This is a genomic window from Streptomyces sp. NPDC090108, assembly GCF_044747185.1.
GTDB lineage: Bacteria > Actinomycetota > Actinomycetes > Streptomycetales > Streptomycetaceae > Streptomyces.
On record NZ_JBIVDQ010000005.1, the window covers coordinates 392,246 to 407,527 of the forward strand.

General features: G+C 72.9%; 10 protein-coding genes. 2 read left to right on the forward strand and 8 right to left on the reverse strand.

Annotated features, from left to right (window positions below; genetic code table 11):
• Positions 1 to 110 precede the first annotated feature (110 nt).
• Positions 111 to 5,525 (forward strand): pullulanase-type alpha-1,6-glucosidase, encoded by a 5,415-nt coding sequence (gene pulA / locus ACIPRD_RS20020; RefSeq protein ID WP_401564689.1) that lies wholly within the window; start codon positions 111 to 113, stop codon positions 5,523 to 5,525.
• Between the two features lie 6 nt (positions 5,526 to 5,531).
• Here pulA and ACIPRD_RS20025 read toward each other — a convergent pair whose 3' ends face one another.
• From ACIPRD_RS20025 to ACIPRD_RS20035, 3 genes are all read right to left on the reverse strand, one after another.
• A complete protein-coding gene (locus ACIPRD_RS20025; RefSeq protein WP_356398183.1) occupies positions 5,532 to 6,221 on the reverse strand; it encodes a TetR/AcrR family transcriptional regulator in 690 nt (229 codons plus the stop codon).
• Positions 6,222 to 6,353: 132 nt separating this feature from the next.
• Positions 6,354 to 8,300: a hypothetical protein gene (locus ACIPRD_RS20030; protein WP_401564692.1), complete on the reverse strand. Its 1,947-nt coding sequence runs from the start codon at positions 8,298 to 8,300 to the stop codon at positions 6,354 to 6,356.
• Positions 8,301 to 8,350: 50 nt separating this feature from the next.
• Positions 8,351 to 8,878 carry a tetratricopeptide repeat protein gene (locus ACIPRD_RS20035; RefSeq protein ID WP_401564695.1) on the reverse strand — a complete coding sequence of 176 codons (528 nt, stop codon included), beginning with the start codon at positions 8,876 to 8,878 and terminating at the stop codon, positions 8,351 to 8,353.
• A 115-nt stretch (positions 8,879 to 8,993) separates the two neighbouring features.
• Here ACIPRD_RS20035 and ACIPRD_RS20040 point away from each other — a divergent pair, with 115 nt between their 5' ends.
• Positions 8,994 to 9,404 carry a hypothetical protein gene (locus tag ACIPRD_RS20040; protein WP_401564697.1) on the forward strand — a complete coding sequence of 137 codons (411 nt, stop codon included), beginning with the start codon at positions 8,994 to 8,996 and terminating at the stop codon, positions 9,402 to 9,404.
• A gap of 95 nt (positions 9,405 to 9,499) precedes the next feature.
• On the opposite strand, the gene ACIPRD_RS20045 is transcribed toward ACIPRD_RS20040, so the two are convergent.
• From ACIPRD_RS20045 to ACIPRD_RS20065, 5 genes are all read right to left on the reverse strand, one after another.
• The gene (locus tag ACIPRD_RS20045) at positions 9,500 to 11,074 is read right to left on the reverse strand and encodes a DUF1996 domain-containing protein (protein WP_401564700.1); all 1,575 of its coding nucleotides are present in this window, start codon (positions 11,072 to 11,074) and stop codon (positions 9,500 to 9,502) included.
• Between the two features lie 174 nt (positions 11,075 to 11,248).
• On the reverse strand, positions 11,249 to 11,902 hold the full coding sequence (locus ACIPRD_RS20050; RefSeq protein WP_401564703.1) for a LuxR C-terminal-related transcriptional regulator: 654 nt from the start codon (positions 11,900 to 11,902) through the stop codon (positions 11,249 to 11,251).
• A complete protein-coding gene (locus ACIPRD_RS20055) occupies positions 11,887 to 13,161 on the reverse strand; it encodes a sensor histidine kinase (RefSeq protein WP_401564706.1) in 1,275 nt (424 codons plus the stop codon). Before ACIPRD_RS20055 ends, ACIPRD_RS20050 begins: the two co-directional genes overlap by 16 nt.
• Before the next feature lie 52 nt (positions 13,162 to 13,213).
• The gene (locus ACIPRD_RS20060; protein WP_401564709.1) at positions 13,214 to 14,281 is read right to left on the reverse strand and encodes an SDR family oxidoreductase; all 1,068 of its coding nucleotides are present in this window, start codon (positions 14,279 to 14,281) and stop codon (positions 13,214 to 13,216) included.
• A gap of 60 nt (positions 14,282 to 14,341) precedes the next feature.
• Positions 14,342 to 15,025 (reverse strand): winged helix-turn-helix domain-containing protein, encoded by a 684-nt coding sequence (locus tag ACIPRD_RS20065; protein WP_401564710.1) that lies wholly within the window; start codon positions 15,023 to 15,025, stop codon positions 14,342 to 14,344.
• Between the last annotated feature and the right edge of the window lie 257 nt (positions 15,026 to 15,282).

Below are 15,282 nucleotides of genomic sequence, written 5' to 3' on the forward strand. Positions count from 1 at the left end.
TGCAACCCTTTCGTTGGCGGTACGGTCGCGCGGGCGCCCGGCACCGGAGCCGTGGAGCGGGCGTGGGGGTCGCACCCCGACAGAGCCGTAATCGCAAGGAGTTCCCGCCTGTGATACCGAGATGGCCGGCGCCCCGCACGCGCCGTACCCCGTACCGGAGGAGGGCCGCGGCCGTCGTCGCCGCCGCCCTCGCCGCTGCACTGGTGCAACCCGTGGCCGCGCACGCGGACGCGCCGCCACCGCCGCCTTCCGACGCGAAGCTCGCGGCCGCGCCCGCCCGGCACGGCGACACCCGCGAGCAGTTCTACTTCGTCATGCCGGACCGTTTCGCCAACGGTGACACCGCCAACGACCGCGGCGGTCTGACCGGTTCGCGCCTCGCCACCGGCTACGACCCCACCGACAAGGGGTTCTTCCAGGGCGGCGATCTCAAGGGCCTGACGAAGCGGCTCGACTACATCAAGGGTCTGGGCACCACCGCCATCTGGATGGCGCCCATCTTCAGGAACCAGCCCGTGCAGGGCACCGGAGCCGACGCCTCGGCCGGCTACCACGGCTACTGGATCACCGACTTCACCAGGGTCGACCCGCACTTCGGCACCAACAAGGACCTCGCGACCCTCATCACCAAGGCGCACGCCAAGGGGATGAAGGTCTTCTTCGACGTCATCACCAACCACACCGCCGACGTCGTCGACTACGAGGGCACCTCCCACGAGTACCTCTCCAAGGGCGCCTTCCCGTACCTCACCAAGGACGGCAGGCCCTTCGACGACGCCGACTACGCGTCCGGCGGCAAGGGATTCCCCGCCGTCTCGAAGGCCACCTTCCCGCGCACCCCGGTCGTCCCGGCCGCGAAGCGGGACGCCAAGGTGCCGTCCTGGCTCAACGACCCGTCGATGTACCACAACCGCGGTGACTCGACCTATGCCGGCGAGAACGCCACCTACGGAGACTTCTCCGGTCTGGACGACCTGTGGACCGAGCGTCCCGAGGTCGTGCACGGCATGGAGAAGATCTACGAGCGCTGGGTGCGGGACTTCGGCGTCGACGGCTTCCGCATCGACACCGTCAAGCACGTCGACATGCCCTTCTGGACCCAGTGGGCCACCGCGCTCGACAAGTACGCGGCCGCGCACGGCCGCAAGAACTTCTTCATGTTCGGCGAGGTCTACTCCGCCGACACCTCTTTCACCTCGCCGTACGTCACCCAGGGCCGGCTCGACGCCACCCTCGACTTCCCCTTCCAGGACGCGGCGCGCACCTACGCCTCCCAGGGCGGCAGCGCGAAGAAGCTGGCGGGCGTCTTCGGCGACGACTACAAGTACACGTCGTCGAAGGCCAACGCGTACGAGCAGGTCACCTTCCTCGGCAACCACGACATGGGCCGCATCGGGTACTTCCTGAAGCAGGACAACCCCGGGGCGGGCGACGCCGAGATCCTGCGCAAGGACGAGCTGGCCAACCAGCTGATGTTCCTCAGCCGCGGCAACCCGGTCGTCTACTACGGCGACGAGCAGGGCTTCACCGGCTCCGGCGGCGACAAGGACGCCCGCCAGACCATGTTCGCCTCCAAGGTCGCCGACTACATCGACGACGACGAGATCGGCACCGCCCGCACCCACGCGAGCGACGCGTACGACACGCACGCGCCCCTCTACCGGGAGATCGCGGCCCTCTCCCGGCTCCGCGCGGCCAACCCGGCCCTGACGGACGGCGTCCAGACGGAGCGGTACGCCGCCGACGGCCCCGGCGTCTACGCCTTCACCCGCACCGACGCGCGCACCGGCGCCGAGTACGTCGTCGCCCTCAACAACGCGGACGGGGCGAAGACGGCCACCTTCGCCACCGGCTCGGCCCGGATGGCCTACCGCGGTGTCTACGGCACCCACGACACCGTGACCTCCGACGCGGGCCGCCAGGTCACCGTCACCGTCCCGGCCGGCACCGCCGTCGTCCTCAAGGCCGCCGGCCCCCTCGACCGGCCCGCCACCCGGCCGACGATCACCCTCACGGCTCCGGCCGCCGGCGCCACCGGCACCGTCGAGATCGGCGCCGGCGTCGACGGCGGCCGGCTCGACCGGGTCGTCTTCGCCGCGCAGACCGGCAACGGCGAGTGGCACACCCTCGGCTCCGCCGACCACGCCCCCTACAAGGTCACCCAGACCATCGGCGCGGACGTGCCCGCCGGCACCGCCCTGCGCTACAAGGCGGTCGTCGTCGACTCCGCCGGGCACACCGCGAGCGCCACGGCGAGCAGCACCACCGGCACCGCCCCGGCGCCCGAGGTCCCCACGGCCTCCTCCCGCGACTACGCGGTCGTCCACTACAAGCGCGCCGACGGCGACTACGCCGACTGGGGCCTGTACGCCTGGGGCGACCTCGCCGACGGCGAGGCCACCACCTGGCCCGCCGGCCACCCCTTCACCGGACGCGACGCCTACGGCGCCTTCGCCTGGGTCAAGCTCAAGCCGGGCGCCTCGAACGTCGGCTTCCTCGTCATCGACAAGGACGGCGACAAGGACGTCTCCGCCGACCGGTCGATCGACGTCACCAAGACCGGTGAGGTCTGGATCGAGCAGGGCAAGGCCGACGTCCTCACCCAGCGGCCGGACCACCCCGCCCAGGACACCGCCAAGGCCGTCATCCACTACCACCGCGCCGACGGGGACTACGCCGGCTGGGGCCTGCACGTCTGGTCCGGCGCCGCGCACCCCACCGACTGGCCGAACCCCCTGCAGCCGGTGAAGACTGACGCCTATGGCGCGGTCTTCGAGGTACCGCTCACCGAGGGTGCCACCAGCCTCAGCTACATCCTCCACAAGGGCGACGACAAGGACCTGCCCACCGACCAGTCGCTCGACCTCAAGGCGAACGGCAACGAGGTGTGGCTGTTGAACGGCCAGGAGAAGTACCTCCTGCCGCAGCCCGCGGGCAGCGCCGCCGCCCTCGACCTGACCACCTCCAAGGCGGTCTGGATCGACCGCGACACGGTCGCCTGGAACGGCGCCGACGGTGCCGCCTCCACCCAGCTGCTGTACTCCCGCGACGGCTCCATCACCGTCAAGGACGGGGCCCTCACCAGCGACGACGAGCGCTGGCTGCGCCTCGCGAAGAGCACCCTCAGCGACGCCCAGAAGGCGAAGTTCCCGTACCTGAAGGACTACACCGCCTGGACCGTCGACCCGCGCGACCGCGGCCGGGTGCGCGAGGCGCTCACGGGTCAGCTCGTCGCCTCGCAGCGCGCCGCGAACGGAGCCGTCCTGGCCGCGACGGGCGTGCAGATCGCGGGCGTCCTCGACGACCTGTACCCGGGTGCGACGGGGGCCCGGCTCGGACCGGTGTTCCACGACGGCAGGCCGACCCTCTCCGTGTGGGCGCCGACCGCGCAGTCCGTCCGCCTCGACCTGGACGGCCACGGCGTCGCGATGCACCGCGACGACGCCACCGGCGTCTGGTCCGTCACCGGCCCCGCCTCCTGGAAGGGCAAGTCCTACCGGTACGTCGTCCGGGTCTGGGCGCCCAGCGTCCGCAAGATGGTCACCAACGAGGTCACCGACCCCTACTCCGTCGCCCTCACCGCGAACTCCGGGCGCAGCCTCGTCGTCGACCTCGGCGACAAGTCCCTCGCGCCGGGCGGCTGGAACACCCTGCGCAAGCCCGCCGCCGTACCGCTGAAGGACGCGCAGATCCAGGAGCTGCACATCCGCGACTTCTCGGCGGCCGACAGGACCGTCCCGGCCGCGGACCAGGGCACCTACCTGGCCTTCACCGACAGGAACAGCGACGGCTCCAAGCACCTGCGGGCCCTCGCGAAGGCCGGCACCTCCTACGTGCACCTGCTGCCCGCCTTCGACATCGCCACCATCCCCGAGAAGAAGGCCGACCAGGCGCACCCCGACTGCGACCTCGCCTCCTACGCGCCCGACTCCGACCAGCAGCAGGCGTGCGTGACGAAGACCGCCGCGAAGGACGCCTACAACTGGGGCTACGACCCGTACCACTACACGGTCCCCGAGGGCTCGTACGCCACCGACCCCGACGGCACCGCGCGCACGGTCCAGTTCCGCAGAATGGTCCAGTCGCTCAACCAGGACGGCCTGCGCGTCGTCATGGACGTCGTCTACAACCACACGGCGGCGGCCGGCCAGGCCGACACCTCCGTCCTCGACAGGATCGTGCCCGGCTACTACCAGCGGCTCCTCGCGGACGGCAGCGTCGCCAACAGCACCTGCTGCGCCAACACCGCTACCGAGAACGCCATGATGGGCAAGCTCGTCGTGGACTCGATCGTCACCTGGGCCAAGGAGTACAAGGTCGACGGCTTCCGCTTCGACCTCATGGGCCACCACCCGAAGGCCAACATCCTCGCCGTGCGCAAGGCACTCGACGCGCTCACCCCGAAGAAGGACGGCGTCGACGGCAAGAAGATCATCATGTACGGCGAGGGCTGGAACTTCGGCGAGGTCGCCGACGACGCCCGCTTCGTGCAGGCCACCCAGAAGAACATGGCCGGCACCGGCATCGCCACCTTCTCCGACCGCGCCCGTGACGCCGTGCGCGGCGGCGGCCCCTTCGACTCCGACCCCGGCGTCCAGGGCTTCGCCTCGGGCCTGTACACCGACCCCAACTCCTCCACGGCGAACGGCACTCCGGCCGAGCAGAAGGCCCGCCTGCTGCACTACCAGGACCTGATCAAGGTCGGGCTGAGCGGCAGCCTCGCCCAGTACCGCTTCACCGACTCCGGCGGCAAGGAGGTCACCGGCGCCGGTGTCGACTACAACGGCTCACCCGCCGGCTACGCGGACGCGCCGGGCGACGCCCTCGCCTACGTGGACGCGCACGACAACGAGTCGCTGTTCGACGCGCTGACCTACAAGCTCCCCAAGGACACCTCCGCGTCCGACCGGGCCCGCATGCAGGTCCTGGCGATGGCCACCGCCGCCCTCTCGCAGGGCCCGGCGCTCTCCCAGGCGGGCACCGACCTGCTGCGCTCGAAGTCGCTGGACCGCAACTCCTTCGACAGCGGCGACTGGTTCAACGCCATCCACTGGAACTGCGCCGACGGCAACGGCTTCGGCCGCGGGCTGCCCCCGGCCGCCGACAACGAGTCCAAGTGGCCGTACGCCAGGCCCCTGCTCGGCTCGGTCAAGGTGGGCTGCCCGCAGATCACCGGGGCCTCGGCCGCCTACCAGGACCTGCTGCGGATCCGCACCTCGGAGAAGGCGTTCTCCCTCGGTACGGCCGACCGGGTGCAGGGCGAACTCTCCTTCCCGCTCTCGGGCGAGGACGAGACACCCGGCGTGATCACCATGCGCCTCGGTGACCTGGTCGTCGTGTTCAACGCCACCCCGCAGGCGCAGGAGCAGAAGGTCACGGCCCTCGCGGGCACGCCCTACCGGCTGCACCCCGTGCAGGCGGCGGGCGCGGACGCCACGGTGAAGTCCTCCTCCTACGCGGCCGGTTCGGGCACGTTCACCGTTCCGGCGCGGACCGTGGCGGTGTTCACCAGGGCCGCGCGCTAAACGCGGTCAGGGAGCCAGGGACAGCAGCCGGCCGGCGAGCTCCGCGAAGGGGCCGTCGGCCGGCTCGTCCTTCACCATCGCGCCCAGCAGGGCGGCCATCTCCGGGTCGTAGGCCGCGCTCACCGCGGCCAGCGCGGCGAAGTCGTTGACGAGCTGGCGCTCCAGCTCCGCGCGCGGGATGCGCCGGCCGTCCAGCCAGATCAGCGCCGTCGACTCGGCCAGCGAGATCCACGAGCGGACGACCAGTTCGAGGCGCGCGGGGGCCTCGGTGACGTCCAGGTGGCCGAGGATCTGCTCGTAGGCCGCCTGGCGCACGGAGTCCACGAGCGCGTTCGTCGCCGACGAGCCCACCGCCGGGCCCCCGCGCATCAGCGCGGAGAAACCGGGTCCGTGCTCGTCCACGAAGTCGAAGAAGCGGCCCATCACGCGCAGCAGCCGCGCGCCCAGCGGACCTTCGCGCGGCTCCTCGAACCGGCTCGACAGATCCTGCGAGGCACGCTTCAGCGCCGCCTCGTACAGACTGATCTTCCCGGGGAAGTAGTGGTACACCAGCGGGCGTGAGATGCCCGCCGCGGCCGCTATCTCGTCGATGGACACCTCGTCGGGCGAACGTCGGCTGAACAGGTCGAGGGCGACCCCGATGAGCTGCTGCCGCCGCTCCTCGACGCCCATCCTGCGGCGAACCCCGGTACTCATACGACTACCTTACCGAGCGGTACGGTCCTTCAACCGGAAGGCACCGCCGAGGTGTTCACGGGCTCCCCGCACAGACCGGGCACGAGCCGCCCGTACCGGTCCCGCGCGCGGCGAGGAGGCCGGGGCGGACACCTACCGCAGTCCGCCGATCCGCCTGCCGTCCGTGAGCGTGCCCGCCAGTTCGGCCCGGGCGCCCTGGGTGGCGCGGGCCGCCAGCAGCGGGCCCTGCCCGGACGCCGTGACCCCGCCGGTCGCCCGGACCGTCGCGGTGTCCCGGCCGCCCGCCGCCAGCAGGTACCAGGTACCGGAAGCGGACTTCCACAGCACCCCGGCCAGCACGTGCGGATCGCGCGGACCGCACGCGGTCACGTCCGTGCCCTTGGCCACGACCGCACCGGCCGCACCGCCCGGCGTGCCGAACTGGGCCAGCGCGGCCGTCCCGTCGCCCCGCCAGGTCTCGGCCCGCGTGCACATCCAGGTGCCGGTGCCGCTCGCGTCCGGCAGCGGCTGGCGCGCGTACGCCCACGCGTTCACCCCGCGCACCCCGGCGGAGCGTTCCGCGGCCAGCGAGCAGGCGAAGGGCGCCCAGGCCCGCAGCCCCTCCGCCCCCGACGCCTCGCCGGCCGAGCCCGGCCGGCCCGCGGTGAGGTGGGCCGGCACCAGCTCGCCCAGGTCGGTGGCGAGCCGGGTGCCGGTGGCGTCGGTCAGCTGGAGCACGTTCCACGAGGTGCAGGCGCCGGGCCGCAGCGCGGGGCTGGCCAGCGGCGCGGTGACGCCGTCGGTGACGGCGAGAGCGGCGGGCGCCGCGTCCGGCTTCGTCAGGTCGCGCTCGGCCGCCTTCCGGACCCAGGGCGCCGTCAGATAGCGCACGTTGCCGTCGGCGCGGCCGAGCACCAGCGCGCTCGCCTCGGCGCCGCTCGCCCCGTCCACCCGGGCGAAGTCGAGCGCCGCGCCCTCGGTGCCGTCCGCCGGCTCGGCGTAGCGGGCGATCCGCAGCCCGTCGTAGAGGATCACCACGCGGGCCGCGTCGACCCGGCCCGCGTAGAGCAGCTGCGGGGGGCCGGCCGGGCCGCCGGTCTGGGTGCCGGGGGTCGCCGAGACCCGCACCCGGGCACCCGGGCGCGCCCAGACGGCGAGGGCACGGCGCAGCAGCGCCTCGTCGCCGGTGAGCGGGCCGCGCGCGGGCCATACGGAGAAGTCGGTGCGCGCCGAGGTCCTCCAGGCCGCCGGGGCGGCCCGGGTCAGCCTGCCGGGGTCCAGGGCGGCCTCGGCGGCCGGGTTCGCCGCGTAGGCGGGCGCGGCGGCGCCGTCCGGGCCCCAGCCGCCGCCGGGCAGGGCGACCAGCGCGCCGCACACCGCGAGCGCGGCGGCCGCGGCCAGCGCCGCCTTGACGTGCTGGCGCCGGCGCACCAGATCGGTCGGCCGGGCCTGGAGCGTGCACGCGTCGAACTCGGGGGAGGCCAGCAGCGTGTACTGCTCGGGCACCCCGTTGGCCTCGGCCAGCACCGGTTCGGCGCGTGTGACGCCCGCGGACTTCAGGACCCGGCGTACGTCGGCGTCGGGCAGCCGTTCCAGGCCGCGCAGCACATAGGCGGCACGGGCCGGCCCCGACAGCTCGGACAGGCGCTGGTCCAGGGCGAGTTCGTCGGCGCCGCCGGAGCGCGGGAACAGCCTGAGGCCCCACACCTGGGGCAGCAGCGGCGGCAGTTGCGCGCGCTTGGGCAGGCCCTTGCGCGGCCGGGACGCCTCCAGGGCCGCGCGGACAACCTGGAGGCGGACGAACGCGTACCCGGCGTCACCGCCCTGGGCGTCCCGCCCCCGCGCGTGCGAACGGCCCGAAGCGCCCCCGGCCTGCGCCGGGATCGCGGACCGCGACGCGCGGCCGCGGGGCAGCGCGCGCTGGACCAGGGCGTGTGCGGTCAGCACCCGCCGGCGCCTGCCGAGGCCCGGCGGCAGCACCAGATAGGCGAGCCGGACCAGCCGCGGGTAGTGCTCGACGAGCGCGGCCTCGGCCTGCTGGACATCGGTGGCCGGGCCGTCGGAGCGGCCGTGACGCTGGGCTACATCCTGTGACTGCACGCCCTGACCAACGACCGAGCCCTTGGTTGGTCACCGTCAAGCGGGCGGGCTCAGGCCTCGGGAGCGACCAGCAGACGCGCGTAGTTGGCCATCGACCGCTGGTAGCGCGGCAGATGAGGGGCCAGGGCGCCGAGGACGAGGGACAGCCCCTCGCGCTCGCGTCCGAGGTCGGCCAGGCACAGCGCGAGGCAGGCGCGCACGGCGTCGTCCAACTCGTCCGGCGGTCCGTCGAGTTCCGGGAGGAGGAGCTTGACGCCCGCCTCGGGATCGCCGGTGTTGCGCAGGGAGCTCGACAGCTGGATCTTCGCCCGCCGTCCCTTGTACTGGCTCACCCCGCCGAGACCGCGTGCCAGCGCCTCCTGGTACAGCGGCACCGCCTTGTCGGAGTGCCCGGTGGAGTCCCAGGCGCAGGCCAGTTCGAACGGGCCGAGCGGACTCTCCCCGGGCAGTTCCGCGACAAGGCCCCCGATCAGCGCGCGGAACTCGGCCGCACGCTCCTCGGGATACTCGTCGAAGGAGGCCCAGGCGGCGGTGACACGGTCTTCCCAGTCTTGGTTCACCGGGGCACCCTCGCACACGTGTGCCCGCCGCGTCACCGGAATTGAGCGCTGCGTGCCCGGGAGCCGTATCGGAGGGCGGGCCCCGCGCCGGGGCCCGCACGGCATGCTTGGCCCATCGGGACCGGAGGAACAGATGAAGGTGGCATCCGCGGCACTCGCCGTGACGGCCGTACTGGCGCTGGCGGGCTGCGGGGCGGGGTCCTCCGGCGGGTCCGGCGGCGCGGCGGCGAAGGTGCCGGCCACGGCGACCGGCAGTCTGGAGAGCCTCGCCGCCGAGGTGAAGTGCAAGCCGGACATGCAGATCGACGCCGACGAGCTGCGCCAGGCGCTCTGCAAGAACGGCGCCGGCAAGTTCGTCCTCGCCACCTTCACCACCGACCGCGGCCAGCGCGAGTGGATCAACGACGCGAAGGACTACGGCGGTCACTACCTCGTCGGCCGCAAGTGGGTCGCCGTCGCCGACGACGGTGTGGTCCGGTCGCTGCGCGGCACGCTCGGCGGCGACGTCGAGGCCGGCGCCGACCACCACGCGCACGGCGGCTGACGCCGGCCGGGAGGCGCGCACAAGGCGAAGGCCGGTGGCGGGAGGGGCCGCCACCGGCCTTCTTTCATGATCCCCCGGAGGGGGGGTTCAGGGGATCACGAGCAGTTCTGACCGCGGTTCACACAGTTCGCGATCTTGTTGGCGAGTCCGCCGGTGGTGATGGCGATGAAGTCGTCGTGGTCGGTCGCCGGCTTGTGGAGCTGCTCCGGGAAACCGTCCACCGCGTAGGCGTTCTTCACCTGGCCGTTCTGCAGGGCCGGCGGGGTGATGTTGTAGACGAGGCGCATCGTGAGCTGCGGGATGGCCTTGAAGCCGTTCTGGCAGGCCCCGTTGGCGTCCGCGAAGGCCACGTGCGTGCGGTGGTTGGCGCTGTCGATGTTCTGGCCGTCCCAGCAGCTCTGGAAGGCGAACGTGCGCACGACCTTGCTGCCCTGCGGGCAGATCGGGTACTGCGTGGTCAGCTGGACCTTGTTCTCGAACCCGGTGCAGCTCCAGTGGGCGTTGGCGTTGGCCAGACCGTTGGTCGTGGTCTTGGCGTCACCGGTGATGATCCGCAGGAACTGCGGCATCGCGACGACCTTGCCGGTGGGGCTGCCCACGTACTTGATCTGCGCCTGGGCCGGGACCAGGATCTTGCCGACGTTGCCTTCCTTGCCGCCGCCGTCGGAGTTCTGGTCGAAGTCCTGGCTGCCGTCCTGGACGCGGACCACGGGCCAGTAGTACGACGACAGGTCGTTCTTGTTCTGGCAGCTGGTGCCGCCCTGCAGGAACGTGTCGTTGCTGGCGAAGGCGTTGATCTTCTGGTTGCCGACGTAGTCGTGCAGGTGGTGCGCGCCGTTGGCCACACCGGGCGCCACGATGACGTTGTCGGTGTTGTGGTTCTTGTTGGCGTTCACACCGCAGCGCGTGGTGAACGTGCCGGTCGAGGCGCCCCGGACGTTGCGCGGCTTGCCCTTGACGTTCGGCTGGACCTTGGTGATGTCGACGAAGTCGGCCGCGGCCGGACCGTTGCCGGCCTGCCCGCCGTTGTTCGCCTGCTGACCGCCGCCCTGCTGACCGCCGCCCGCCGGCGGCTGGCTGGTGCCCGCGGACGGCTGGGCGCTGCCCTGCTGGCCGCCGCCCTGCTGCTGACCGCCGCCGTTCTGCTGACCGCCGCCGTTCTGGCCGCCGTTCTGCCCGCCGGCCGTCTGGTTGGCGGGGGTGCCGGTGCAGTTGGCGAGGGTGTCCAGATCACCGGGCGCGGTGCCCCCCACGCGGGTGATCTCCAGCTTGATGCGGTCCAGGATCACCTGGCGCCGCTGCTGGAGCGGGGTCAGGATGGTGTTCTGCACGAAGCTCGCGTCGCGGGCCTGCGCGTCGCGCGTGGTCGCCAGACGCTGGTAGGCCTCGGTGATCTGGCGGTCCAGGTTGGCCAGTTCGCCCGCGACGTCGGTGCGCGCCTGGTTCGGCACGTTGGTGAGCTTCTGGCCCACGTCCGGGCACGTGATCGTCGCGACCTGCGCCGTGGCGGCCTTGGTCTGGTTGCCTCCCCACGACTGATGGCCCGACTCGTGCGCCGAGGCGTAGAAGTTCGCCCAGAGCAGCCCGCCCCCACCGAGCGCTAGGGCCGCCGATGCGGCAGTGACCTTGACGGCCAGCGGCGAACGACGTTTACGTGTGTTGCGTCCCATGGAACTCCTCTGACTTCCTTGCGGGGCAGCATCGAGGCGCCCGACAGGAGTGAAGCGGCGTCCTTCCATACGCACACGGCCCCAGAGGTGTTCAGCCGTCACACGGATTCGTCACAGGATTTCTTCGTCAGCAGGTTTCAAATGCCGTTCGGGCAACCGAAGTTGCTGTTCAGGTCACTGTTCGCGGTTCAGATGCGCGAGGACGGCCAGGACGCGCCGGTTGTCGTCGTCCGACACCTCCAGCCCCAGTTTGGCGAAGATGTTGGAGGTGTGCTTCGCGATGGCCCGTTCCGTCACCACCAGCTGCCCGGCGATCGCCGCGTTCGACCGGCCCTGCGCCATCAGCTCCAGCACCTCCCGCTCGCGCGGCGTGAGCCGGCCCAGAGGCCGGTCCGCGGAACTCCCGCGCGCCAGCAGCTGCTGGATCACCTGCGGGTCCATCGCCGTACCGCCCGCCGCGACCCGTCGTACGGCGTCGGTGAACTGCTCCGCGTCGAACACCCGGTCCTTCAGCAGATAGCCCACCCCGCCGCTGCCGTCGGCCAGCAGCTCGCGCGCGTACAGCTGCTCGACGTGCTGGGAGAGGACCAGCACCGGCAGCCCGGGGCGCTCCCGGCGGGCGTGCAGCGCGCACTGCAGGCCCTCGTCGGTGTGCGTGGGCGGCAGGCGCACGTCGACCACCGCCACGTCCGGCTCCAGCTCGGCCAGCGCCCGGGTGAGTTCGGGTCCGGACTCCACGGCGGCGGCGATCTCGAAGCCGTGGGCCTCCAGCAGCCGGACCAGGCCGTCGCGCAGCAGGAAGAGGTCCTCGGCTAGGACAACGCGCACGGTATCTCCAGAGTGACCAGGGTGGGGCCGCCCGCCGGGCTGCTGACGGCCAGGACGCCGTCGAATGTACCGAGCCGCCGCTCGATCCCGGTGAGCCCCGTACCGCCCCCGGCCACGGCGCCGCCCCGGCCGTTGTCGCCGACCGCGATCCGCAGCATCCCCTCGGTGTGGTGCAGGTCCACCCACAGGCGGTCGGCGCCGGAGTGCTTGACCGCGTTGGTCAGCACCTCGCTGACCGCGAAGTAGGCGGCGGACTCCACCGGCGCCTCCGCGCGTCCGGACAGCTCCACGGTCACCTCGGCCGCCAGCGGCAGCCGCAGCGCCAACGCCCGTACGGCGTCACCCAGTCCGCGTTCGGCGAGCACCGGAGGATGGATGCCACGGACCAGGTCGCGCAGTTCCTCCAGGGTCTCGGCGGAGTTGCGGCGGGCCCGCGCGAGGAGCAGCTTCGCCTGGGCCGGGTCCTTCTCCACCAGCATCTCGATGACGGAGAGGTCCATGCCCATCGCGACCAGCCGGGCCTGCGCCCCGTCGTGCAGATCCCGCTCGATACGGCGCAGTTCGGCCGCCGAGGTGCCGACCGCGTCGCGCCGGGTCTCGGTCAGCACCTTGACCCGCTCGGTCAGTTCGCCCCGGCCGGAGCCGAGAGCGGCCCGGGTGAGCGTGAAGTGGGACCTCAGCAGACCCGGGGCGAGGTGGTAGGCGGCGACCAGCAGGACCGCCGCGGTGGCCGCCGCGCCGAGCGCCGACGGCTGGCCGGTGACCGGCACGAAGCCGTACCAGTACGTCCGGCCGTCCGCGAGGACCCGCCACAGCCCGGCCGCCACCGCGAACCCCTCGAAGGGATAGAAGAACAGGACCGCCGGGAGCGCCGCCGTGAGACACCCGGCCGTCATGTCGACCACCAGCCACCACAGGTCCCGCCAGGTCGCGCGGTCGGACAGCATCAGGACGGTACGGGTCCAGGCGTGGGCGTCCCCGGGGATCCGCCGGTGCGCCGGCGCCGGGATCCGCACCCCGCACCACTCGGCCGCCAGCCGGCGCCGCGTGTCCGCGAAGTCCCGTACCGCGTCGAGGATCTGAGGGGTCGTGAAGATGCCGAGCCCGAACGGGACGAGGGCGACGGAGGCGACGGCCAGGGTGAGGCACAGCGCGGACAGGGGAGGCATCACCAGGGCCAGCACGAGCCCCCGTACGGCGGCGAGCGCGGCGTCCCGGAAGCGGGCGCGGACGCCCGCGCTCTTCAGGTCGGTGGTCATGCGGCAAGTCTGGCCGACCCGCACGCGCCCGGCACTGGCCCGAGCCCCCCTCTCAGGGGGTGGTGCCGGGTACACCCCCGGCCGCGTCCTCCGCCGTGCCTCCGGCCGCACTCTCCGCCACGGCGAGCACCTTCGCCTCCACCTCCGGGTCCAGCCCCGGGGGCGTACGGTCCGGCCGCCGCGGCGCGCTGCCGCCGATCGCGGTCAGCCACCGCCAGGTATCGGCGACGGTCTCCGCCACCGGCCGGCACACCAGCCCCGTGGCCAGCGCGCGGGACACGTCACCGCCGTGCGCGGAGCGGGACAGCTCGGTGTCCGGGGGCGTCCAGACCGGCAGCTGGGTCCACGGCTCGACGCCCGCGTCCAGGATCACCCGCGGGTCGGTCCAGCGCAGTTCCGCCGCCGACCCGGTGACCTCGGCGCAGGTCTCCAGCAGCTCGCCCATGGTGGTGTGACCGGACGGCCCCACCAGGTCGTACGCCCCGCCCAGCCCGCGCTCCACCGCCCCCAGGACCCACTCGGCCAGGTCCCGCGCGTCGATGTACTGCAGTGCCAGGTCCCGCGGCCCCGGCGCCAGGACCGGACCGCCGCGCGCGATCCGGGTCAGCCACCAGGGCAGCCGGCCGACGTTCTCGTACGGTCCGAGGATCATCCCCGCCCGGACCAGCAGCGAGCCGTCCGCGCCGAAGGACTCGACGGCGGCCAGCTCGCCGCCCCGCTTGTCCCGCTCGTAGTCCGTCGCCTCCGCGCCGGCGTCGGCGCCCTCGACCAGCGGTCCCTCCTCCGCGGCCCCGCCCGCCGTCGGCCAGGGCCAGGCGTACACCGACCGGCTGGAGACGTACACGTACCGCCCGGCGCGGCCGCGCAGCAGCCGTGCCGTCTCCCGGACCGCGCGCGGCGCGGCCGACCAGGTGTCCACCACCGCGTCCCAGACCCCGTCGTCGGCGGCGAGCGCCGCGAGACCGTCCGGGGCGGTGCGGTCGCCGTGCAGCGACCGCACCCCCGCCGGCGGCCCGGTCCGTCCCCGGTTGAAGACGGTCACCTCCCAGCCGCGCCCGAGCGCCGCCTCGACGACGGACCGCCCCACGAACTCCGTACCGCCCAGAACAAGAAGTCTCATGCCGGTGATCGTGCCCCGTCCGGGCGCGCGCGGCACGGGGATCTGCTCAGGGCAGAGCCGTCAACGCGCGGTCGGAGGCGTGTACTTGTAGCCGACGCGGCGCACGGTCTGGATCGTCTGCCGGTACGGGGCACCCAGCTTGCGGCGCAGCCGGGCGATGTGGACGTCGACGGTACGGCCGTCGCCGACGTGGCCGTAGCCCCACACCGTGGAGACCAGCTGGTCCCGGGTGTGCACCCGGTGGGGGTGGGCGACCAGATGGGAGAGCAGCTCGAACTCCAGGTAGGTGAGGTCGAGTTCGCGGCCGTCGACGTCGGCGGTGCGCCGCACGGGGTCGATCCGCACCAGCGGCGGGGTGCCGTCGGCCGGCGCGGCCGCGGGGTCCGCCGCGGCCACCGGGTGCTCCGCTTCCGGGTCCCGGCCGGGAACCCGGTCCGGGCCCGGGGGCGCGAGGAACGGGGGCTGCTGGCCGGCCGGCACCAGCACCAGGTAACCGACCATCGGCGGGCGGCCGGGCAGGACGGGCACGGTGTGCTGGGGCGCCGGGAGCCAGGTGGCGCCCGGCGGGAGGAAGCCCGTCACCTCGTGACCCGGGCCCCCGGCCGTGCCGGGGCGGGGGACGGCCCACTCCTCGTCCCGGTCGACGGCGCGCAGCCGGTGCCGGGCACCGGCGGCCGGAGCCGCGGCCGGGAGCGGGGAGGTGGAGGCGGCGGGAACGGGGGAGAGGGAACGAGTGGTCGCCATGAGAGGTCAGCTCTTTCGCGCGAGGAGTTCGTCGGGCGGGGCGACGGCCCTGACTCGTGGTCGGGAACGCCGGGACGTTCGTCGTTCGCGCTGGCCGAAGGCCGGGGGTGTACGGCTTTAGAGGGCCCGCGCGTTCCTCGCGCGGCAACACACCCGGTCGAAGTCGTGGTGCTGACGGGAAGGCCAGAACGGCTCGAGGTCATGGCGACCTGCCGAGGTGAGGTTCTGGAAGCTGGCCATACGCCCATTGAAGCAGA